Here is a 20037-nt window from a genome sequence, read left to right on the forward strand (position 1 = left end):
CCTGGAGAGGTGATCCTCGCCGTCGACACCTCCCTGGGCACCGCCGTGGCGCTCATCGACGCCGACGGCTCGCCGCGGGCGGATGCGGCGGCCCACGACCCGCTCGGACATGCCGAGGTCATCGGCGCGCTGCTTCAACAGGTCGTCCACGATGCGGGCGCCGGTGACATCACGCACGTCGTGGCAGGAATGGGTCCTGGCCCCTTCACCGGGCTTCGTATCGGCATCGCCGCCGCCCGCACGTTCGCGCTGGGAAGAGCCGTTCCCGTCATCCCCGTCCCGAGCCATGTCGCGGCAGCTCTCACCGCCATCGAGACGGATGCGGCCCCCGGGCCGTTCGCGATCGTCACCGATGCCCGCCGACGCGAGGTGGCGATCACCGTGTTCGACGGGATCGACGACGACGGCATCCCACGGATCGTCGCCGAGACGGTCCTCGTGCCTCGTGCCGATGCCGACGATCATCTCGCCGGCATCGATCGCCGAGATGTCGACGCGCTCAGCGCCGTCGACCTCGCGCGCGTCGGCGCGCGCGCGCTCGAGGCGGGACGCTCGCTCGCCGGAGCCGAGCCGCTGTACCTCCGCCACCCCGACGTGACCCTTCCCGGCATTCCGAAGCGGGTCGGCTCATGACCCTCCGTGAGGCGACCTCCGCAGACCTCGCGGCCATCATGGGTATCGAGCGTCGCTCCTTCCCGACCGACGCCTGGAGCGAGCAGCTCATGGCGGCCGAGATCACCGGCCCGCACGGGATCTACCTCGTCGATGAGGTCGGCGGCGTCGTCATCGGCTACGGCGGCATCCGATCCCTTCCGGGCGCGACGGATGCCGACATCCAGACGATCGCGTACGACGCCGCCCACCGTGGTGCCGGCCGGGGCCGACTGCTGCTTCGCGCGCTGCTGGATGCTGCGGCGGAGCGCGGCGCTCGCGAGGTCTTCCTCGAGGTCAGAGCCGACAACCCGGTGGCTGCGGGACTGTACCTTTCCGAGGGCTTCGAGGAGATCGGCAGACGGCCTCGGTACTACCAGCCCGACGGCGTGGATGCGATCGTGATGCGGGCGAACCTGAAGAACACGAGCGGAACGCCGGGGTCCGACTCGCCGGCGAAGGAGAAGAGCGCATGAGTGCCCCATTGGTGCTCGGCATCGAGACGAGCTGCGACGAGACCGGCATCGGGATCGTGCGCGGGCGCACACTGCTGTCGAACACCATCGCCTCGAGCATGGATGAGCACGCACGCTTCGGGGGCGTCGTGCCCGAGGTCGCGGCCCGTGCGCACCTCGAAGCGCTGCAGCCGTCGATCGAGAAGGCGCTTGGTGAGGCCGGCGTCACGCTCGGCGATCTCGACGCGGTCGCGGTGACGAGCGGTCCCGGCCTCGCCGGCGCTCTCATGGTGGGCGTCGGCGCCGCGAAGGGGCTCGCCGTGTCGCTCGGCAAGCCGCTGTATGCCGTGAACCACCTCGTCGGGCATATCGCCGCCGACATCCTCACCGCCGATTCCGACCCGCTGGAATACCCGACGATAGCGTTGCTGGTCTCGGGCGGCCATACCTCGCTGCTTCATGTGCGCGATCTCACCGGTGACGTCGAGTTGCTCGGCGAGACGATGGACGATGCGGCGGGGGAGGCCTTCGACAAGGTGGCGCGCCTGCTGTCGCTGCCCTACCCGGGAGGCCCAGAGATCGATCGGGCGGCGGCCGCCGGAGACCCCGACGCGATCCGGTTCCCGCGCGGGCTGTCGCGGGCGTCCGACATGGCGAAGCACCGTTACGACTTCTCCTTCTCCGGGTTGAAGACCGCCGTCGCACGATGGGTCGAGCGGTGTGAGGCCGATGGGTCGGACGTGCCGGTGGCGGATGTCGCGGCGAGCTTCCGCGAGGCGGTCGTCGACGTCCTGGTGACCAAGGCGCTCGCCGCCTGCACCGACCTCGGGGTTCCCCGGCTGCTGCTCGGCGGCGGTGTCATCGCGAACCGGCGACTTCGCGAGGTGGCGCTGGCGCGGGCGGCAGAGGCCGGCGTCACGGTGCGGATCCCGCCGCTGTCGCTCTGCACCGACAACGGCGCGATGATCGCGGCCCTCGCCGCGGAACTGATCTCATCGGGGCGGCAGCCGTCGACCCTCGCGTTCGGGGCGGACTCGACGCTTCCCGTCACCGAGATCCAGGTGGCGGAGATCCAGGAAGCTGAGACGGTGACGTCATGAGTGACGTTCCACGTCCTGCACCGGGAGGCGAGGGAGCCGAGCAGGCGAGCGCGGACGCGACGAGTGCCGTCGGAGGTCGCGAGGCCGCGGTGCACGCCAGCGTCGATCGTCCCAGCGGCGAGGTGGAGCGGCCCGCAGGTGCCGCGCGCATTCCCGGCGCACGCCGGGAGGGCTACACGAAGCTTCCGACCGGGCCGGTCGGGGTCGAGCCGGTCGTCGTCAGCGGACCCGACGCGGACGCGGTCGGGGCTCCGGGCACCTCGTGGGAGCCGTCGACCGATTCCACTGCCGTCGATGACACCCGGCTCGCACCGTGGGCGTTGCTCGCTGCGATCGTCGCGCTGGGCACGTCGTTCTTCGTCGGCTGGGGGATCCCCGTCGCCATCGTGGCGGTGATCGCCTCGATCATGTCGCTGCGCCGCCCGCTCGAGAGCCGGGCGATCGCCCGGTGGGCCTTGATCCTCGGTCTGTGCGCGACGGTCTACAGCCTGGGCTGGCTGGTCTGGGCGGGCATGCAGTTCGAGAGGCTCGGGTAGCCGGATGCTGGCCGCCGACGAGCTCGTGGAACTGCGCGAACTTCAGGCGCGCGCCTATGGGCGAGACGGAACGCTGAGCGGGACCGACGCTGCTCGTCTGCGAGAGCTCGAGAGGCGGCGGCAGGCCCAAGCGAGTCCGCCGCGCGATCCCGGCTCTGAGCCTTCGAATCCGCAGCCGAAGAGCCCGGCGGGTCGAGGGTCGGAGTCGTCTGCATCCTTCGGGGGCGAAGCGACCGCTGCGGAACGGACCGCTTCTGATTTGATGCTGACAGAAGATGCGTCGACCGCATCGCTCCCACGAGCGGTTCGCCCGTCACGTCGGGTCAGCTGGCTGCCTGTCACTGCTGTGATCGTCTTGATCGTTGCGCTCGGCGTGGGACTCGGATGGCTTTTGTTCGGACGCGGTGGCGCCGCGTCGCTGAAGCTCACCGCGGAGCAACAGCAGTGGCAGAACGAGATCGTCGCGGACGGCCGATACGATTCCGGTTCCCTCCGGGCGGTCGGAGAGGCCGGTGGTGTGGTCGTCTGGATCGCCACGAAGGACGGCGAGGAGCGAACCTGTCTCGTCATGAGTGCCGGCGAGCGCCCCGTGCCCTTCTGCAGTCGGGTCGAGGAGGCGCAGGACCAGGGGCTGCACGGCAACTACACGATCGACCGAAACGACATCCGCATCGAGGTCGTCGCGCAGGTGCTGTTCACGGGGGAGGGAGAGCCGGCCGTGCGCATCGATCAGCATGCGCTGGACGCGTGGTCTGTCACGATGACTTATGCGACCGAGGAGGAGACGCGGATCGCCGCTAACCTCTCGGAGTTGGGGTACGAGCCGAATTCGATCTGGGTGGCGGGGTACGACGGCGACGTGCCGATCTGGACGGCGACGCGCGTGGAGACGCAGGAGATGTGCCTCATCTACGACGGCTCGACGCCGGATCCGCTCACTGCCTGCCAGGAGCCTTCCGACCTCGTGCCCGGCGGCGAGAGCATCACGCTGAGCATCGTGGATCCCGCGACCGGCGCGGTGACCGAGATCGACTACGCGGCGAGCGGTCCGCAGTACCTCGTGATCACCAGGAACGGCGGTGCGGCATGAGCCTCGATGCGGCGGAGACGGGCGAGCTCCGCACCCTGCACGAGAAGGCGTACGCCCGCGACGGCGCGCTCACTCCCGCTGAGGGCGCGCGGATGCGGGAGCTCGAGCGGCGGCGAAGGGATGCCGACACCGTCGCGGCGGTCTCACCGGGACGCACAACCCCGGTGTCCGGCCGGGACACGGGTGCGACGGCGCGGGTGCTCGTCGACGGACTGCCTCGGTGGAACTCGGAGCGGGGCGCGACGGCCCCGGTCGAGAGCCCGCCGGACTCGGATGCCCAGCGCACCGGGCCGCCGGTCAGCACCGCGGATCCCGCGGCGCCCGCGGTCTCGGCGGCAGAGGCGTTCCGCCGGTGGTGGCGACCGCTGACAGCGGCGTCAGCAACCCTTGTGCTGGCAGGGTTCGGAGTCGGCTGGCTGCTCTTCGGGCAGGCAACCGATGATGCCCTGCCGCTCACCGACGCACAGACGGACCGACGGTCAGCGCTCTACGGCGACGAAGGGTACGACGCGGGGTCGGTGCGGGCGATCGGTCAGGACGAGGACGCGCTGCTCTGGTACGCGACTCGCGAGGGCGGCGAGACCACCTGCGTCGTCCTCGATGTCGGCGAGAGGTCCAGCGAGCGATGCCTTCCCACGGCCGCGGTGCGCGCCGAGGGTATATCCGTGTTCGTGTCGACGACGGTGCGCGGGGCCGAATCGGGTGAGAGCGAGCAGGTGCACGCTGTCGTGCTCCACTCCACGGAGGGGGCCCCGATGGCGAGCATCCAGCGGGTGTCGACGCAGGCGGGCGGAGGATGGCTCGACCAGTCGCACGATCGCTACGACGGCGATGCCGATGAGCTCACCGACCAGGGACAACGCCTCGAGCTCGGCGGAGAGCACGGCGACCCGATCGAGGTCGGGACCGAACCGTAGTCGCGAGTGCGGTCACGCCGCCGCGTGCACGCGGTCGGCGAGGATCGCGATCCGCCGGTCGCCGATGCGGGTGAGGAACAGCGTCGCCGCGTTCTCACCCCGGAGCGTCAGCTTCTTGCGGAAGGCCGCCGGATCGATGTCCATGCCGCGCTTCTTGATCTCGAGGGTTCCGATTCCGTTGGCGCGGAGGATCGCACTGATCGCCTTCGGGTTCGCCGGCATCGTCTCCCGCACCCGGAATGACTGCACGAAGGGGCTGGTGAGCGCGGCATCCGATGTCAGGTAGGCGATGTGCTCGTCCAGCATGCCCGCCTCCAGACCCCGCGCGGCGTCGCCGATGAGGCGCGCGCGGATGACGGCGCCGTCCGGTTCGTGCAGGTAGGTGCCGAGTTCGCGGACCGGCGCATCGGCGGCGTCCGCGCCGGCGGTGAGCTCGAACGAGCGGTCCCCCTTGATCACCAGCGCGGCCCGGCGCACGCCCTCCCGCGCGAGTACGCCTGTCCACAGCACCAGCTCGACCACGCTGCCGTCGGCGCTCACCCACTGGGCCTCCGCGTCGGCGGGGATCGCGTCGCGGTCGTGGCCGGGGCCGAGCTTGATGCCGGCGGGGATGCGGGAGGCCGCGTCGAACACCCAGTCCAGTGAGGGGGAGTAGTCCGCGGGGTCGACCCGGCGCGTTTCCCCGTGCCCGGAGGTGCGGCGGGCCGGATCCATCCAGATCGCGTCGACACCGGCGAGGTCTGTCTCCTCCGCTGTGCCGTGCCGGACGCTCACGTCGTCGCCGAACGGGGCGAGGTTGTACGCGGCGATGGCTGCGGTGACCTCGTCGGCGTCGACGGCGACGACGCCGAGGCCCGCTCCGGCGAAGGCGAGCGCATCGCCTCCGATGCCGCATCCGAGATCCGCCACGGTTCCGATGCCCGCGCTGCGCAGCCGTTGGGCATGACGCGCGGCGACGCTGAGCCGGGTCGCCTGCTCGAGGCCGGCCTTGGTGAACAGCATCCGCCGGGCGAACTCGCCGAACTTCGCGGCGGCCCGCGCGCGAAGTCGCGTCTGACCCACGACAGCCGACACCAGCTCGGGAGGATGCCCTGCCGCTCGCAGTCGAGAAACGGCACGGGCGACGTCCGTCGTGGACTCGATCGGCCCCGAGCCCTCGAGCAGCGACAGGCCCTCGGTGGTGAGCAGGGCGCGCAGTTCGGACATCTCCATCCCGCCAGCCTATTTGCCGCTCCGGGCGGCGAGTGGCGCTGGGCTGGCACTCGCATTGCATGAGTGCCAGCCGAGCGCATAGACTGGATTAGCACTCTCGGGTTGAGAGTGCGAACAAGTCTTTCGTGTCAGCGTCAAGAAAGAAGAGGTAGACCGTGTCGGTTTCCATCAAGCCGCTCGAGGACCGCATCGTCATCCAGCAGGTCGAGGCCGAGCAGACCACCGCTAGTGGCCTGGTCATCCCCGACACTGCCAAGGAGAAGCCCCAGGAGGGCGAGGTCATCGCAGTCGGCCCCGGCCGCATCGATGACAACGGCAACCGCGTTCCGATCGACGTCGCCGTCGGCGACCGTGTCCTGTACAGCAAGTACGGCGGCACCGAGGTGAAGTTCGGCGCAGACGAGTACCTCGTCCTGTCGGCCCGCGACGTGCTCGCGGTCGTCGTCCGCTGAGTCGGCGCAGCTCTCGAGGGGTCCGGATGCTTCGGCATCCGGGCCCCTCTGCCTGCCCGCGCCCGAGCCCCGACCGCGATCGCATAGGGTTGTGCGGTGACGCCCGACAGCACTGACCGCGCGACGCGGATGACCGGTGCGTTCTACGCGGGTGGCGCATACATCCTGTGGGGCTTCCTCCCGCTCTACTTCCTTCTGCTGGCGCCCACAGGGCCTTGGGAGGTCGTGGCCTGGCGCGTGCTGCTGTCGTTCGTGTTCTGCCTCGTGCTGCTGACCGTCACCCGAGGCTGGGCTGCGATCCGCGCGATCATGCGTCAGCCGGCGCTGATGTGGTGGACGGCGCTGGCGGGTCTGCTCATCTACGTCAACTGGCAGGTCTTCCTCATCGGGACCCTCAGCGACCGCATCGTCGAGACCAGCCTGGGCTACTTCGTCAATCCCATCACCACGGTCCTCCTGGGCGTCTTCGTGCTGCACGAGCGCATCCGCCGGCTGCAGTGGGCCGCGATCGTCATCGCGGCCGTCGCCGTCGTGGTGATCATCGTCGCCTACGGGGAGTTCCCCTGGATCGCCCTGTCGCTCACGGCATCCTTCGGCGTCTACGGGCTCATCAAGAAGAAGATCGGACCCGCCGTGGACGCCGTCAGCGGACTGACCCTCGAATCGTTCTGGCTCATTCCGATCGCGATCATCCAGCTCGTCGCGGTCGCGATGACGACAGGCATCACGATGGGAGCAGGCGGCACGTGGCATACGGTCCTGCTCTCTCTGGCCGGGATCGCCACCGCCGTGCCGCTGCTGATGTTCGCCGCCGGCACCCGTCGCGTCGGACTCGCGGTCGTGGGCATGCTGCAGTTCATCACCCCGGTGATGCAGTTCGTGATCGGAGTCGTGTTCCTGCACGAGCCGATGCCGGCCGAACGATGGGCGGGTTTCATCATCGTGTGGGTCGCGATCGCCGTCTTCGTGATCGACCTGCTGTTCGCCGGCAGACGCGAGCGCAGGCTGCGGCCCGAACTCGTCTGATCTGTCAGCGCACCCAGCGCCACACTCGGTACCGGATCGTTAACGCAACGAAACACTTGCGACCTCTTCTCGCTCCTGCGAAGCCCTAGGGTTAGAGCACCCGACCGTGGTCACATCCACTGTTCAGTTACGCAAGGGAGCATCATGAACGCATTGAAGGACTCGCGCACCGCGAGGGTCTTCGCGGGGATCGCGCTGCTCAGCGCATCCGCATTGGTCATCGCCGGCTGTGCAAGCACGCCGGAAGCGACGCCGTCCGAAGGCGGGGGTGACAAGCCGGCCGCAGACCTGACGCTGAAGCTGGGCTCGCTGCTGCCCTCGACCGGAACCCTCTCCTTCCTCGGAGCGCCCATGGAAGCGGGCGTCCAGCTCGCCGTGGCAGAGGTCAACGAGGCCGACTCCGGGGTCCAGATCGAGCTCACGAGCGAGGACGAAGGCGACCTCGACAACAAGGCATACGAGACCTCGATGACGAACCTGCAGAGCGCAGACATCACCGCGATGGTCGGTGCCGCGTCGTCGAGCGTCTCCAAGCTGGTCCTCGACGGAAACTCCGGCGCCGGCATCCTCATGGTCTCGCCGTCGAACACGTCGGCCGACTTCACCGGCATCAACGACCTCTACTTCCGCACGGCTCCCAGCGACAACCTGCAGGGCGAGGTGCTGGCGAACGAGATCGCCGAGGACGGTCACAAGACCCTTGGCATCATCTACCAGAACGACCCGTACGGCACCGGTCTGTTCGAGGCCATCAAGGCGACCTTCGAGGGCACCGGCGGCCAGGTCGTCGCCGAGGCGTCGTACAACCAGGGTGACGGCCAGTTCAACTCCCAGGTCGAGACGGTCGCCGCGGCGAAGCCCGATGCCGTCGCCATCGTGTCGTACGACCAGTTCGCGACGATCGCGCCGCTTCTGGGCAACGCGGGCGTCAGCACCGGTTCGCTCTACCTGGTCGACGGCAACCTCAAGGACTGGCCGGACCTCCCGGTGAGCCTCGAGGGTTCGAAGGGCACCCGTGCCGGCGCCGAGCTGCCCGACGACTTCATCGACCAGCTCAACGAGGTCTGGACGGCTGACGGCAACGAGCCGATCGACGCTCTCACCTACTCGGCCGAGGCCTACGACGCGGTGATCCTCATCGCGCTCGCTGCGCTGAAGGCGGGCTCCGTCGAGGGCGCCGACATCGCCGGTGCGATGCAGGAGGTCTCGGGCGGCAGCGGCGAGGGTGACAAGTGCACCAGCTACGCTGACTGCGCCGAGATCATCAACGGCGGCGGCACGGCCGACTACGACGGGTTCTCGGGAGAGATCACGTTCAACGAGGACCACGACCCCGAGGGTGCTGCCATCGGCGTCTACGAGTTCGACGCTGAGAACGTCACCTCGCGGATCAAGTAACACCGCGAACACCGAAGGGCTCCGGATGCTGGCATCCGGAGCCCTTCGTCGTGGTTGACGCTCGTCAGCCGATCGTCCGCGGTGTCGGACGAGGACGAAGCCGGCTCAGGCGGCGTCGGTGCCGAGCGTGCCCAGGTACAGGCCGATGACCTTGGGGTCGTTCAGCAGCTCCCTGCCGGTGCCCTCGTACGCGTCCTTGCCCTGGTCGAGCACGTAGCCGCGGTCGCAGATCTGCAGGCAGCGCCGCGCGTTCTGCTCGACCATGATGGTGGTGACGCCAGCCTTGTTGATGTCCGAGACGCGGATGAACGCGTCATCCTGACGGACGGGGGAGAGACCGGCGGACGGCTCGTCCAGCAGCAGGACCGCGGGGTCCATCATCAGGGCCCGCGACATGGCCACCATCTGGCGCTCGCCTCCCGAGAGCGAGCCCGCCCGCTGCTTGAGACGCGAGCCGAGCTCGGCGAAGATGCCCGAGACGAACTCCAGCCGCTCCGCGTAGATCTTCGGATTCTGGTAGAGCCCCATCTGCAGGTTCTCCTCGATGGTCAGCGACGGGAAGACGTTGTTCGTCTGCGGCACGAACGCCACCCCGCGGGCGACCAGCTTGTCGGCCTTGAGGCCGAGAATGCTCTCACCGTTGACGGTGATGTCGCCGTCTCGCACGTTGACCATTCCGAAGATCGCCTTCAGCAGCGTGGACTTGCCGGCGCCGTTCGGGCCGATGATGCCGATCAGCTCGCCCTTGCGGGCGACGAGGTTCGCACCGTTGAGGATGTTCACTCCCGGGAGGTAACCGGCGTGCACCCCCTTCAGCTCGACGACGACGCGAGCATCGGCGGCGGGGGACTCATGCTCCGCGCGCGGCGACGGATCGGTCATGGCTTCTCCTCATCGGTGGCCCCGGCCTGCAGTTCGGCTTCGGCCTCGTTCTCGATCTGCTGACGCAGCCGGGTGGCCTCGGCGGTCGTCGCGACGGGGATCCGGCCGGTCACCGCGCCGAGATCCACGTCCTGGTGGGCGCCGAGGTAGGCGTCGATGACCGCGGTGTCCTCCATCACGGCCTCGGGCGGCCCCTCCGCGACGATGCGGCCCTCGGCCATCACGACCACCCAGTCGGCGATGTGCCGCACCATGTGCATGTCGTGCTCGACGAACAGCACGGTCAGTCCCTGGTCCTTCAGGTCGAGGATGTGATCCAGCAGCGACTGCGTCAGCGCGGGGTTCACCCCGGCCATGGGCTCATCGAGCATGACCAGCGTGGGATCGCTCATCAGCGCCCTGGCCATCTCGAGGAGCTTGCGCTGCCCGCCCGAGAGGGAGGCCGCGAAGTCCTTCTCCTTGGCGTCGAGTTTGAACCGGGCGAGAAGCTCGCGGGCCTTCTTCTCGATCTCCGCCTCCTGGTCGCGCCAGAGGAACGGGAACAGGCTCGGCCAGAAGCGCTCGCCGCGCTGCGACGGAGCGCCGAGCTTCATGTTCTCCAGCACCGTGAGCAGAGACAGCGCCTTGGTCAGCTGGAAGGTTCGCACCTGACCCATCCGCGCGACCTTGAACGACGGCACGCCCGAGAGGCTCTTGCCCTCGAACGACCACGTGCCGGTGTTGGGCCTGTCGAAACCGCAGAGCAGATTGAACAGCGTCGTCTTACCGGCGCCGTTCGGGCCGATGAGCGCCGTGATCGCGCCCTTGGGGATCTCGAGGTGATCGACGTCGACCGCCACGAGGCCGCCGAAACGGCGCTGCACGCCGTCGGCGATCAGGATGGGATCGTTCTTGGCGACACCGGGGACGGCCGGGCCCTTGGCGAGCCCCGTCGTCTTGGCGCGCGGTGCGCTGCCGCCCAGCGGTGCGCTGTTCGGCACCGCGGCGGACATCTCGTTGTCAGTGGACAAAGGTCATCTCCCTCTTGTTCCCGAGGATGCCCTGCGGCCGGAAGATCACGATGAGCATCAGCACGATCCCGATGAGGATGTAGCGCACGACGTCAGCCTGGGCGCTGCTCATCGGCAGGTAGCCGGCGTTGGCCATCGCCGGAAGAAGGCTTCCGAGGAACGCGAACACGACCCAGAAGAGCACGGCGCCCAGGGTCGGGCCGAACACGGTCGCCGCCCCGCCGAGGAGCAGGATCGTCCACAGGAAGAACGTCAGCGAGGTCGAGTAGCTGCCCGGGATGACCGCCGACGGCAGAACGAAGACGATGCCGCCCAGAGCGCCGATGATGCCACCGACCACGAGGGCCTGCATCTTGTAAGCGAAGACGTTCTTGCCGAGGGACCGCACGGCGTCCTCATCCTCGCGGATGCCCTTGAGCACGCGCCCCCAGGGGCTGCGCACCAGAGCCCACACGAACAGCACCGCGAGCGCGAGCACGACGAGGCCGAACACCCGCACCCACAGTTCGTTCTCGTTGTAGGTCCATGGGCCGAAGCCGTAGGTGCCGGGCGGGAACGGATTGATCTCGCGGAAGCTCTGGTGATAGCCCGACAGGCCGCCAGCGGAGTTCGTCCACCCCTTGAACAGCTCGGTCAGGAAGAGCAGCCGCACCACCTCGGCCGCCGCGATGGTCGCGATGGCGAGGTAGTCCGCGCGCAGGCGCAGGGTCGGGATGCCGAGGATCAGTGCGAAGACGGCGCCGCAGAGCAGCCCGACGAGCATGCCGGTCCACCAGGGGAAGCCGAACGTGAGGATCGATATGGCGTAGCCGTATCCGCCGACGGCCATGAACGCCGCCATGCCGAAGTTGAGCAGCCCGGTGTAGCCGAAGTGCACGGCGAGGCCGGTGGCGGCCAGCGCGTACGCCATCGTGGTGGGGCTGAAGAGGTATGAGGCGGTGTTGCCGAGGATGCTGCCGAAGTCCATGCGTCAGCCCAGCCTTTCCCTGCGTCCGAGGATGCCCTGCGGCCGCACGAGCAGGATCACGATCAGTGCGACGAGAGCGGTGCCGTATTTGAGGTCGGAGGGGACTCCGAGCAGCGTCGAGACCTCGACCGCGAGGCCGACGATGATCGATCCGATGAGAGCGCCGAGCGCCGAGCCCAGGCCGCCGAGGGTGATCGCGCAGAACATCAGCAGCAGCATCTGCATGCCCATGTCCCACTTCACACCGGGGCGGAAGTACGCCCACAGGATGCCGGACATGGCCGCCAGCACGCCGGCGATGATCCAGACGATCCGCACCACCCTGTCGACGTCGATGCCGGACGCCGCGGCCAGCTGCGGGTTGTCGGAGACGGCACGGGTGGCCTTGCCGAGGCGGGTGCGGGTGAGGAAGAACGCCATCGCCAGGATGATGACGAGGCTGGCGCTCATACCGATCAGGTCGATGTAAGACAGCGAGATCGGTCCGAATTCCATCGGCGTCGGGCTCGCACCGATCAGCTGATGGGTGCTGCCGCCGATGATGAACTGCAGTCCGTAGCGTAGGGCGAGAGAAAGCCCGATGCTGACGATCATGAGCTGCACGATGCCCAGTCCCCGATGACGCAGCGGCCGCCAGAGCCCGGCGTCCATGGCCCAGCCGAGCAGTCCTCCGGAGATGACGGCGGCGATGATGCCGAGCCACAGCGGCAGATCCCAGAACGAGCTGACGATCAACGCCACGACGCCGCCCCAGGTGACCATCTCACCGTGCGCGAAGTTCGACAGTCGCGTGGTGCCGTAGATCAGCGCCGCGCCCATCGAGGCGAGCGCCAGCAGCAGCCCGAAGTTCAGTCCGCCGACGATCCGCGACAGCAGCTGGTCCAGGAACGAGGTCGTGTCACGGACCCCCTCGCCCAGGAACAGGTTCACGATCTTCGTTCCGGTGAGACCGAACTCGACCTCGAAGGAGGCCGTCGTCCCCGCCACCGGCTGCATCCCCTCCGGCAGCAGCGACGCATCGACGATCACGCCGTCCGGCAGTGTGTCCTCGTCGACGGTGAGGGTGTAGACGTCCTTCTCGGGCACGTACAGACGCCACTTGCCCTCGGCATCCGTCTCGGTCTCGCCGTCGAAGCCGTTGCCCTCGACGGTCATCTCGACGCCCTCGACGGGCTCATCGTCGAACGTGATCACGCCGGCGAAGTAGAAGTCGGTGACTTCCTGGCCGTCATCGGTGGTCTCGGCTGAGGCTGGCGCCGGAGGTTGCATCAGGATCGCACCGAGCGCGATCAGGATGCCGAGGAACGCGACCGACCAGGTTCGCGCTCGCCGAACGGCGATCGTTGTGGGTCCCACGCAACCTCCACTGTGAGTGCTGTCTCTGCGGCTTCGGGTGTTCGCCGCATCGATGGACGACGCACTTGAGCGTAGTGCGCGTTCGGCGATTCTCCTATCTGGCAATGTGCGATGCGGGCGCGGGGTGAGTCCTCTGGGAATGTTCTCGGGCGTGTCTCGCTTAGAATCTGCATACGGGTTTCGGCCCGGACCGGCCGACGTCGCCCCCACACGTTCTCGGATTCGCGCGTCTCGCGCAGGAGGAGCTTTCATGGACCAGCCCGATCCCTTCGGTTTCGTCGGACTGACATACGATGATGTGCTGCTCCTGCCGGGGCACACCGACGTCATCCCCAGCGAGGCGGACACGTCCTCCCGGGTCACTCGGCGCATCTCGGTCGCGACGCCGCTGCTCTCGAGCGCGATGGACACGGTCACCGAGGCCCGGATGGCGATCGCGATGGCTCGTGAGGGCGGCATCGGCATCCTGCACCGCAACCTCTCGATCGCCGACCAGGCATCGCAGGTGGATCGCGTCAAGCGCAGCGAGTCGGGCATGATCACCGACCCGATCACGACCAACCCCGATGCCACCGTCGAGGAGGTCGACGCGCTCTGCGCGCAGTACCGCATCTCGGGTCTCCCGGTTGTCGACCCGGACGGCCGCCTGGTCGGCATCATCACGAACCGCGACATGCGGTTCGTGTCGGGCTTCGAGCGGCAGACGACCTTCGTGAAGGACGTCATGACCAGCGAGAACCTCGTGACGGCGAAAGTGGGAGTTGCCGCCGGCGAGGTCATCGCACTGTTCGCGAAGCACCGCGTCGAGAAGCTTCCCCTCATCGACGAAGACGGCAAGCTCGCCGGCCTCATCACCATCAAGGACTTCGACAAGAGCGAGAAGTATCCGCTCGCCACCAAGGACGACCAGGGGCGCCTTCGCGTCGGAGCGGCCATCGGCTTCTTCGGCGACGCCTGGGAGCGCGCCGAGGCACTGCGTGATGCGGGCGTCGACGTGCTCGTGGTCGACACCGCGAACGGGCAGTCGCAGGGCGTCATCGAGCTCGTCAAGCGGCTCAAGGCCGATGAGAGCTTCGAGCACATCGACATCATCGGAGGCAACGTCGCCACCCGCGAGGGCGCGCAGGCGCTCATCGACGCGGGAGTGGACGCCGTCAAGGTCGGCGTCGGTCCCGGCTCCATCTGCACCACGCGGGTGGTCGCTGGCGTCGGCGTGCCGCAGATCACCGCCGTGTACGAGGCCTCGCTGGCAGCGCGTCCGGCCGGTATCCCGGTGATCGCGGACGGCGGACTGCAGTACTCCGGAGACATCGCGAAGGCCCTCGTGGCGGGTGCCGATGCGGTGATGCTCGGTTCACTCCTCGCGGGCACCGACGAGTCGCCGGGCGAGATCGTCTTCCAGTCGGGCAAGCAGTTCAAGCAGTACCGCGGAATGGGCTCGCTGGGAGCGATGCAGACCCGGGGCAAGCAGACGTCGTACTCGAAGGACCGCTACTTCCAGGCAGACGTGCCCAACGACGACAAACTCATCCCCGAGGGGATCGAGGGTCAGGTGCCGTACCGCGGTCCGCTGTCGGCGGTCGCGTACCAGCTGGTCGGAGGGCTTCGGCAGTCGATGTTCTACGTCGGTGCTCGCACGATCGAGGAGCTGAAGCAGCGCGGCAAGTTCGTGCGCATCACCTCGGCCGGGCTCAAGGAGTCCCACCCCCACGACGTGCAGATCGTGGTCGAGGCGCCCAACTACAAGAAGTGAGCCGAAGCTCGGCTGCGTGAAGGGGGCGGATGCTGCGGCATCCGCCCCCTTCCGCTTGTCGACGCTCCCGCGTACGGTGCCGGTATGTGCAGAAACATCGTCCCGCTCAACAATCTCGCCCCTGCCGCGACCGACGAGGAATGCCACGATGCCGCATTGCAGTTCGTGCGCAAGATCTCGGGAGCGAACGCTCCGTCGAGGGTGAATCAGGCGACGTTCGACCGGGCCGTCGCCGAGATCGCGCAGGCCACCCGGCGCCTCCTCGACGAGCTCGTCACCTCGGCTCCGCCGAAGAACCGGCAGGAAGAGGCCGCCAAGCGCCAGGCCCGCTCGGCCGAGCGCTACGAGGCCATCCGCGTCTTCCAGGAGCAGAAGCGGGCCGCTCGAACCGCCTCCTGAACGATCCGCCCCACGCTGCGTGTTGCCTTCGATGACGGCGGATGACGCGAGGTGACGAGGGTCATGGCGGCGGCGGACCGGTCGTCGCTACCGTCGCGTCATGACACTTCTCCAGGACCAGATCACCGCCGTCGCCGACGTCACCGCAGAGCAGCGCGCGGAGCGCCTCACTCAGGCGGGAACGGCGTGGAACGAGCGGATCGCCGCCGACCCGGCGACCGCGGCTCTCACCTACCGGGTCACCGGCCGCGGCATCGGATCCGTCGCCACCGAGATCCAGGCGGGCAGGCATCGCTTCCTCGTCGACGAGCCCGGCGCGCTCGCCGGTGACGACGCCGCCGCCAGCCCGGTCGAGTACGCCCTGGGCGCCCTCGTCTCCTGCCAGGTCGTCGTCTTCCGCCTCTACGCTCAGGCGCTCGGTCTCACGATCGACGAGATCGAGATCACCGCAGAGGGCGATCTCGATGTGAGGAAGCTCTTCGGCATCGACGAGTCGGGCCGCGCCGGCTTCCACGACGTCCGCGTGACGGTCGACATCACCGGCCCGGACACCCCCGAGCAGTACGAGAACCTTCGGCAGGTCGTCGACGCGCACTGCCCCGTGCTCGATCTCTTCGCGAACCCGGTCCCCACCGCCGGCGTCCTCGCCTGACACTCCGCCGCCTCCCCGGCATCCTCGCTGATCCCGGTTCAGGAGATGTCCCCGGGTCAGGACGATTGCCGCCGAATCGTCCTGACCCGGGGATTTCTCCTGTCCTCGAGCCACGGCGCACGCCGTCGTCCCCGACCTGATAGCCTGGTCGGCTCGCCATGCGGGCGGAAGGATGGCGTGCACCCGTGGGGTATATCGATGTTTCCGGCGTCTCGTTGACGCTGCCGGACGGCAGACCGCTGCTGGATGAGGTGACGTTCCGCGTCGGCCAGGGGTCGACGAGTGCGCTGATCGGGCCGAACGGCGCCGGCAAGACGACGCTGCTGCGGATCACCCGGGGCGAGCTCGCGCCCGACGGCGGCGTCGTCACGATCGACGGCGGCCTCGGCGTCATGGATCAGTTCGTCGGCCACGGCGAGACCGGGCAGACGGTGCACGAGCTGCTCGTGCGCGTCGCACCGGGGCGGATCCGGGCAGCGGCGCGCGCGCTCGAGGCGGCCGAGAACGCCCTCATCGAGCGCGATGAACACGACACGCAGATGGCCTACGCCTCGGCGCTCGCGGAGTACGCGGATGCCGGCGGATACGAGCACGAGACCGTGTGGGATCAGTGCACCGTCGCCGCCCTCGGTGTTCCCTTCGAGCGCGCACGGTACCGCGAACTCACCACGCTCTCGGGTGGGGAGCAGAAGCGGCTCGCGCTCGAGGCGCTGCTGCGCGGCCCCGACGAGGTGCTCCTGCTCGACGAGCCGGACAACTACCTTGACGTGCCGGCGAAGCGGTGGCTCGAGGAGCAGCTGCGCCAGACCCCCAAGACGGTGCTGCTCGTCTCGCACGACCGTGAGCTGCTCGCGCGTGCCGTCGACCGCCTGATCACACTCGAACCGGGCGGCGCGGGAGCGACGGCCTGGGTGCACGGCGGAGGATTCGGCACGTACCACCAGGCACGCAGCGATCGGATGGATCGCCTGGATGAGCTCCGCCGGAGGTGGGACGAGCAGCATGAGAAGCTGCGGATCCTCGTGGCGAACCTCAAGGTCAAGGCGGCGGCGAACGACGGATTCGCCTCGCGGTATCAGGCCGCCCAGACCCGCCTGCGCAAATTCGAAGAGGCGGGACCGCCGGAGGAGCGACCGCCGGCGCAGGACTTCGACATGAGACTGCGCGGCGCTCGCACGGGGAAGCGCGCCGTGGTCGCCGAAGCGCTGGAGCTCACCGGCCTGATGCGACCCTTCGACGCCGAGGTCTGGTACGGCGACCGCGTGGGCGTGCTCGGGTCCAACGGCTCGGGCAAGTCGCACTTCCTCCGGCTGCTGGCCAGGGGCGGCAGCGACCCCGATCCCACCCTCGGCCATGTCACCTCGACCGGAGAGCTGCTGGAGGAGGTGCCCCACACCGGGCGTGCGGCGCTGGGTGCCAGGGTGGTACCGGGGCTGTTCGCGCAGACGCACGCGCATCCCGAGTTCGTCGGACGCACACTGCTCGAGATCCTGCACCGCGGTGACGAGCGGCGAGACGGGATGCCGAGGGATGCCGCCAGCTCGGCGCTGGACCGCTACGGTCTGGTGCGCCAGGCGCAGCAGACCTTCGAGTCGCTCTCCGGCGGGCAGCAGGCCCGCTTCCAGGTGCTGCTGCTCGAACTCTCCGGCGCGACGCTGCTGCTGCTGGACGAGCCGACCGACAACCTCGACCTGGAGTCCGCCGAGGCGCTGGAGGAGGCCCTCACCCGCTTCGAGGGCACGGTGCTCGCCGTCACGCACGATCGCTGGTTCGCCCGATCGTTCGACCGCTACCTGGTGTTCGGGTCGGAGGGTGAGGTCTACGAGTCCGATGCGCCGGTGTGGGACGAGCGGCGGGTGGTGCGCGCACGCTGAGATGCGCGGGGGAGCCGTTCCGGCTCACGCAAGACGGAACGGCTCCGCTGCCCTGGCGGCGGGATCGAGGACGAGATCGGAGAGCACTGCTCCGATTCCGGGTGCGAACTTGAATCCGTGGCCCGAGAAGCCGGCGCCGACGATGATGCGACCGCGGCGATCGAGCACGAAGGTGCCGTCGTCGGTCGAGGTGTACGTGCAGCTGATCGGCGCCGCCGATCGGTGGTCGAGCCCCGGCATCCATTCGCGGACGTACTCTTCGAGAGCCCTCAGATGCGTCGGCCGATGCGGCCGGGCGTCCGGGTCGACATCGTCGCCCACGCGGTGGAATCCGACCTTCACGCCCTCGCCCGGAGTGGGCATCCCGTACACGGTCGCCGGGTATCGCTCGGTTTCGACGTAGTGATTGAACGACGGCCATGCGACGTCGGTGCGCGGGCGGAAGTGCGCGGGGGTCTCCTCGGTGACGACCATCCGCGGCAGCGGCATCGCCGGCAGCATCCGCTCGGTCCACGCGCCGACGGTCACCACGACCGTGTCGGCGCGAACGGTGCGTCCAGCCACCGCCAGTTCCACGCCGGAATCGGTCTCGCGGATGCTGTCGACCGGGGTGTTCCACCGCACGTCGCCGCCGCCCGCGACGATCCTCCGCTCGAGTTCACCCAGAGCCGCCGACGCTCGCGCCACCCCGGCATCGCGGGAGTACAGCACGGTCTCCTCGAAGCGCATTCCCGGCCACCGCGTCGCCGCTTCGCCGCCGTCGAGGAGTTCGACGTGGATGCCGCGGTCGGCGAGCCGCTGCGCCACGGCCGGCAGGTCCAGGTCACCGTGGGTGACGAGTCCGTGCAGCCGCAGCAGAGGTTCGCCGTCGACCGATCCGAGGGCATCCCACCCCTCGCGCGCCCGTGTGAGCAGGTCGAGATAGTGCTCTTCGCCGTACGCGTTGTTGAAGTTGCGCGTCGCTCCGTGGGAGGCGCCCTGCCGGTGACCGCGGTCGAAACGCTCCAGCACGATCGGCCGGTGTCCACGACGCGTGAGCTCCCACGCCGTCGCGAGACCCATGACGCCGCCTCCGACGACGGCGATGTCGACGGCATCCGCCCTCATGCTTCCTCCCGATGTCGAAACCCAGTCTCCCAGCCGTTGCCCCCGCCGGCGCCCCGGTAGGCTGGAGGGGTGACCATGGAGATCGAGCTCGGCCGAGGAAAGCGTGCGCGTCGCGCATACACGTTCGACGACATCGCGGTGGTGCCTTCGCGGCGCACGCGCAACCCCGAGGACGTCTCGACCGCCTGGACGATCGACGCGTTCGGGTTCGAGATCCCGGTTCTCGGCGCCCCGATGGACTCCGTCGTGAGCCCGCAGACGGCGATCATGCTCGGTCAGCTCGGGGGCCTGGGCGTCCTCGATCTCGAGGGGCTGTGGACGCGGTACGAGAACCCTGAGCCGCTGCTCGCCGAGATCGCCGGGCTCGGCGACGACAAGGCGACCGTGCGGATGCAGCAGCTGTATTCCGAGCCGATCAAGCCCGAGCTCATCACCCGTCGTCTCGCCGAGATCCGCGAGGGCGGCGTCACCGTCGCCGGATCCCTCACGCCGCAGCGCACGCAGGAGTACTACGACATCGTCGCCGCCGCCGGTGTCGACCTCTTCGTCATCCGTGGCACCACCGTCTCCGCCGAGCACGTCTCGAGCACGGCCTCGCCGCTGAACCTCAAGAAGTTCATCTACGACCTCGACGTGCCCGTCATCGTCGGCGGCGCGGCAACCTACACCGCGGCCCTGCACCTCATGCGCACCGGCGCCGCGGGCGTCCTCGTCGGATTCGGCGGGGGAGCGGCGTCCACGACGCGCGCGACCCTCGGCATCCACGCCCCGATGGCGACCGCCGTGTCGGACGTCGCCGCCGCACGCCGCGACTACCTCGACGAGTCCGGCGGGCGTTACGTGCACGTCATCGCTGACGGCGGCGTCGGCACCTCCGGCGACATCGTCAAGGCGCTCGCCATGGGCGCCGATGCCGTGATGCTCGGCGTGGCGCTCGCGCGGGCCACCGACGCCCCCGGTCGCGGATTCCACTGGGGTCCCGAAGCGCACCACCCCAAGCTCCCGCGCGGTCACCGTGTGGCGGTCGACGGGATCGGCACGCTGGAGGACATCCTCTACGGCCCCGCGCCGGTCGCGGACGGCACAGCCAACCTCATCGGCGCGCTGCGCAAGTCCATGGCGACCACCGGATATTCCGACCTCAAGGAGTTCCAGCGGGTCGAGGTCGTGCTCGCGCCCTACGAGGCCTGAGGCTCGCGC

Annotated in this window: 20 protein-coding genes; 14 read left to right on the top strand and 6 right to left on the bottom strand. The window is 68.9% G+C overall.

Translation table 11 applies throughout. The annotated features are described in order from the left end of the window. Nucleotides 1–9: 9 nt before the first annotated feature. From tsaB to RIN18_RS11720, 6 genes are all read left to right on the top strand, one after another. Nucleotides 10–633: a tRNA (adenosine(37)-N6)-threonylcarbamoyltransferase complex dimerization subunit type 1 TsaB gene (tsaB, locus tag RIN18_RS11695; protein WP_309104150.1), complete on the top strand. Its 624-nt coding sequence runs from the start codon at nucleotides 10–12 to the stop codon at nucleotides 631–633. After that, nucleotides 630–1127 (top strand): ribosomal protein S18-alanine N-acetyltransferase, encoded by a 498-nt coding sequence (rimI, locus tag RIN18_RS11700; protein WP_309104151.1) that lies wholly within the window; start codon nucleotides 630–632, stop codon nucleotides 1125–1127. The genes tsaB and rimI overlap by 4 nt, the downstream gene beginning before the upstream one ends. Next, nucleotides 1124–2206 (top strand): tRNA (adenosine(37)-N6)-threonylcarbamoyltransferase complex transferase subunit TsaD, encoded by a 1083-nt coding sequence (gene tsaD, locus RIN18_RS11705; RefSeq protein ID WP_309104152.1) that lies wholly within the window; start codon nucleotides 1124–1126, stop codon nucleotides 2204–2206. Before rimI ends, tsaD begins: the two co-directional genes overlap by 4 nt. Continuing rightward, a complete protein-coding gene (locus RIN18_RS11710) occupies nucleotides 2203–2742 on the top strand; it encodes a hypothetical protein (RefSeq protein WP_309104153.1) in 540 nt (179 codons plus the stop codon). The genes tsaD and RIN18_RS11710 overlap by 4 nt, the downstream gene beginning before the upstream one ends. Nucleotides 2743–3097: 355 nt before the next feature. After that, on the top strand, nucleotides 3098–3832 hold the full coding sequence (locus tag RIN18_RS11715; RefSeq protein ID WP_309104154.1) for a hypothetical protein: 735 nt from the start codon (nucleotides 3098–3100) through the stop codon (nucleotides 3830–3832). Beyond that, on the top strand, nucleotides 3829–4749 hold the full coding sequence (locus RIN18_RS11720) for a hypothetical protein (RefSeq protein ID WP_309104155.1): 921 nt from the start codon (nucleotides 3829–3831) through the stop codon (nucleotides 4747–4749). Before RIN18_RS11715 ends, RIN18_RS11720 begins: the two co-directional genes overlap by 4 nt. Nucleotides 4750–4761: 12 nt before the next feature. Here RIN18_RS11720 and RIN18_RS11725 read toward each other — a convergent pair whose 3' ends face one another. After that, on the bottom strand, nucleotides 4762–5961 hold the full coding sequence (locus RIN18_RS11725) for a class I SAM-dependent methyltransferase (RefSeq protein ID WP_309104156.1): 1200 nt from the start codon (nucleotides 5959–5961) through the stop codon (nucleotides 4762–4764). 155 nt (nucleotides 5962–6116) lie between these two features. Between RIN18_RS11725 and groES the strand changes: the two genes are divergently transcribed. The 3 genes from groES to RIN18_RS11740 all read left to right on the top strand — a co-directional run bounded on the left by groES (nucleotide 6117) and on the right by RIN18_RS11740 (nucleotide 8837). Next, nucleotides 6117–6413, top strand: coding sequence for a co-chaperone GroES (gene groES, locus RIN18_RS11730; protein WP_046012430.1), 297 nt, complete (start codon nucleotides 6117–6119; stop codon nucleotides 6411–6413). Between the two features lie 96 nt (nucleotides 6414–6509). Next, nucleotides 6510–7439 carry an EamA family transporter RarD gene (gene rarD / locus RIN18_RS11735; RefSeq protein WP_375163526.1) on the top strand — a complete coding sequence of 310 codons (930 nt, stop codon included), beginning with the start codon at nucleotides 6510–6512 and terminating at the stop codon, nucleotides 7437–7439. Nucleotides 7440–7583: 144 nt separating this feature from the next. Then, the gene (locus RIN18_RS11740) at nucleotides 7584–8837 is read left to right on the top strand and encodes an ABC transporter substrate-binding protein (RefSeq protein ID WP_309104157.1); all 1254 of its coding nucleotides are present in this window, start codon (nucleotides 7584–7586) and stop codon (nucleotides 8835–8837) included. A gap of 105 nt (nucleotides 8838–8942) precedes the next feature. Here the strand turns inward: RIN18_RS11740 and RIN18_RS11745 are convergent, their stop codons facing one another. Genes RIN18_RS11745 through RIN18_RS11760 form a run of 4 tightly spaced genes read right to left on the bottom strand, consistent with a single transcriptional unit; the run spans nucleotide 8943 to nucleotide 13052 of the window. Beyond that, nucleotides 8943–9719: an ABC transporter ATP-binding protein gene (locus RIN18_RS11745; RefSeq protein ID WP_309104158.1), complete on the bottom strand. Its 777-nt coding sequence runs from the start codon at nucleotides 9717–9719 to the stop codon at nucleotides 8943–8945. Then, entirely contained in the window at nucleotides 9716–10711 is a 996-nt protein-coding gene (locus RIN18_RS11750) for an ABC transporter ATP-binding protein (protein WP_309104189.1), read from the bottom strand. Before RIN18_RS11750 ends, RIN18_RS11745 begins: the two co-directional genes overlap by 4 nt. A gap of 7 nt (nucleotides 10712–10718) precedes the next feature. Beyond that, the gene (locus tag RIN18_RS11755; protein WP_309104159.1) at nucleotides 10719–11696 is read right to left on the bottom strand and encodes a branched-chain amino acid ABC transporter permease; all 978 of its coding nucleotides are present in this window, start codon (nucleotides 11694–11696) and stop codon (nucleotides 10719–10721) included. A 3-nt stretch (nucleotides 11697–11699) separates the two neighbouring features. Next, nucleotides 11700–13052, bottom strand: coding sequence for a branched-chain amino acid ABC transporter permease (locus RIN18_RS11760; RefSeq protein ID WP_309104160.1), 1353 nt, complete (start codon nucleotides 13050–13052; stop codon nucleotides 11700–11702). 250 nt (nucleotides 13053–13302) lie between these two features. On the opposite strand from RIN18_RS11760, the gene guaB reads away from it, so the two are divergent. The 4 genes from guaB to RIN18_RS11780 all read left to right on the top strand — a co-directional run bounded on the left by guaB (nucleotide 13303) and on the right by RIN18_RS11780 (nucleotide 17730). Next, nucleotides 13303–14805 carry an IMP dehydrogenase gene (guaB, locus tag RIN18_RS11765; protein ID WP_309104161.1) on the top strand — a complete coding sequence of 501 codons (1503 nt, stop codon included), beginning with the start codon at nucleotides 13303–13305 and terminating at the stop codon, nucleotides 14803–14805. Between the two features lie 84 nt (nucleotides 14806–14889). Then, the gene (locus RIN18_RS11770) at nucleotides 14890–15204 is read left to right on the top strand and encodes a DUF2277 domain-containing protein (protein WP_309104162.1); all 315 of its coding nucleotides are present in this window, start codon (nucleotides 14890–14892) and stop codon (nucleotides 15202–15204) included. Nucleotides 15205–15304: 100 nt separating this feature from the next. Continuing rightward, nucleotides 15305–15856, top strand: coding sequence for an OsmC family protein (locus RIN18_RS11775; protein ID WP_309104163.1), 552 nt, complete (start codon nucleotides 15305–15307; stop codon nucleotides 15854–15856). Nucleotides 15857–16041: 185 nt separating this feature from the next. Then, nucleotides 16042–17730, top strand: coding sequence for an ATP-binding cassette domain-containing protein (locus RIN18_RS11780; protein WP_309104164.1), 1689 nt, complete (start codon nucleotides 16042–16044; stop codon nucleotides 17728–17730). A 24-nt stretch (nucleotides 17731–17754) separates the two neighbouring features. Here RIN18_RS11780 and RIN18_RS11785 read toward each other — a convergent pair whose 3' ends face one another. Then, entirely contained in the window at nucleotides 17755–18837 is a 1083-nt protein-coding gene (locus RIN18_RS11785) for an FAD-dependent oxidoreductase (RefSeq protein ID WP_309104165.1), read from the bottom strand. Nucleotides 18838–18912: 75 nt separating this feature from the next. On the opposite strand from RIN18_RS11785, the gene RIN18_RS11790 reads away from it, so the two are divergent. Continuing rightward, nucleotides 18913–20028, top strand: a complete 1116-nt coding sequence (locus RIN18_RS11790) for a GuaB3 family IMP dehydrogenase-related protein (protein ID WP_309104190.1) — start codon at nucleotides 18913–18915, stop codon at nucleotides 20026–20028. Nucleotides 20029–20037 lie beyond the last annotated feature (9 nt).

The sequence above is a fragment of the Microbacterium sp. genome, assembly GCF_031179285.1.
In the GTDB taxonomy this organism is placed as follows: Bacteria; Actinomycetota; Actinomycetes; order Actinomycetales; family Microbacteriaceae; genus Microbacterium.

What these genes read in the sequence shown, in the direction of transcription:
- RIN18_RS11745 (WP_309104158.1), bottom strand. Translation starts at nt 9,719, where the DNA reads ATGACCGATCCGTCGCCGCGCGCGGAGCATGAGTCCCCCGCCGCCGAT.
- rimI (WP_309104151.1), top strand. Translation starts at nt 630, where the DNA reads ATGACCCTCCGTGAGGCGACCTCCGCAGACCTCGCGGCCATCATGGGT.
- RIN18_RS11720 (WP_309104155.1), top strand. Translation starts at nt 3,829, where the DNA reads ATGAGCCTCGATGCGGCGGAGACGGGCGAGCTCCGCACCCTGCACGAG.
- RIN18_RS11755 (WP_309104159.1), bottom strand. Translation starts at nt 11,696, where the DNA reads ATGGACTTCGGCAGCATCCTCGGCAACACCGCCTCATACCTCTTCAGC.
- guaB (WP_309104161.1), top strand. Translation starts at nt 13,303, where the DNA reads ATGGACCAGCCCGATCCCTTCGGTTTCGTCGGACTGACATACGATGAT.
- RIN18_RS11750 (WP_309104189.1), bottom strand. Translation starts at nt 10,711, where the DNA reads ATGTCCGCCGCGGTGCCGAACAGCGCACCGCTGGGCGGCAGCGCACCG.
- RIN18_RS11725 (WP_309104156.1), bottom strand. Translation starts at nt 5,961, where the DNA reads ATGGAGATGTCCGAACTGCGCGCCCTGCTCACCACCGAGGGCCTGTCG.
- RIN18_RS11740 (WP_309104157.1), top strand. Translation starts at nt 7,584, where the DNA reads ATGAACGCATTGAAGGACTCGCGCACCGCGAGGGTCTTCGCGGGGATC.
- RIN18_RS11790 (WP_309104190.1), top strand. Translation starts at nt 18,913, where the DNA reads ATGGAGATCGAGCTCGGCCGAGGAAAGCGTGCGCGTCGCGCATACACG.
- RIN18_RS11770 (WP_309104162.1), top strand. Translation starts at nt 14,890, where the DNA reads ATGTGCAGAAACATCGTCCCGCTCAACAATCTCGCCCCTGCCGCGACC.
- tsaD (WP_309104152.1), top strand. Translation starts at nt 1,124, where the DNA reads ATGAGTGCCCCATTGGTGCTCGGCATCGAGACGAGCTGCGACGAGACC.
- RIN18_RS11775 (WP_309104163.1), top strand. Translation starts at nt 15,305, where the DNA reads ATGACACTTCTCCAGGACCAGATCACCGCCGTCGCCGACGTCACCGCA.
- RIN18_RS11710 (WP_309104153.1), top strand. Translation starts at nt 2,203, where the DNA reads ATGAGTGACGTTCCACGTCCTGCACCGGGAGGCGAGGGAGCCGAGCAG.
- RIN18_RS11785 (WP_309104165.1), bottom strand. Translation starts at nt 18,837, where the DNA reads ATGAGGGCGGATGCCGTCGACATCGCCGTCGTCGGAGGCGGCGTCATG.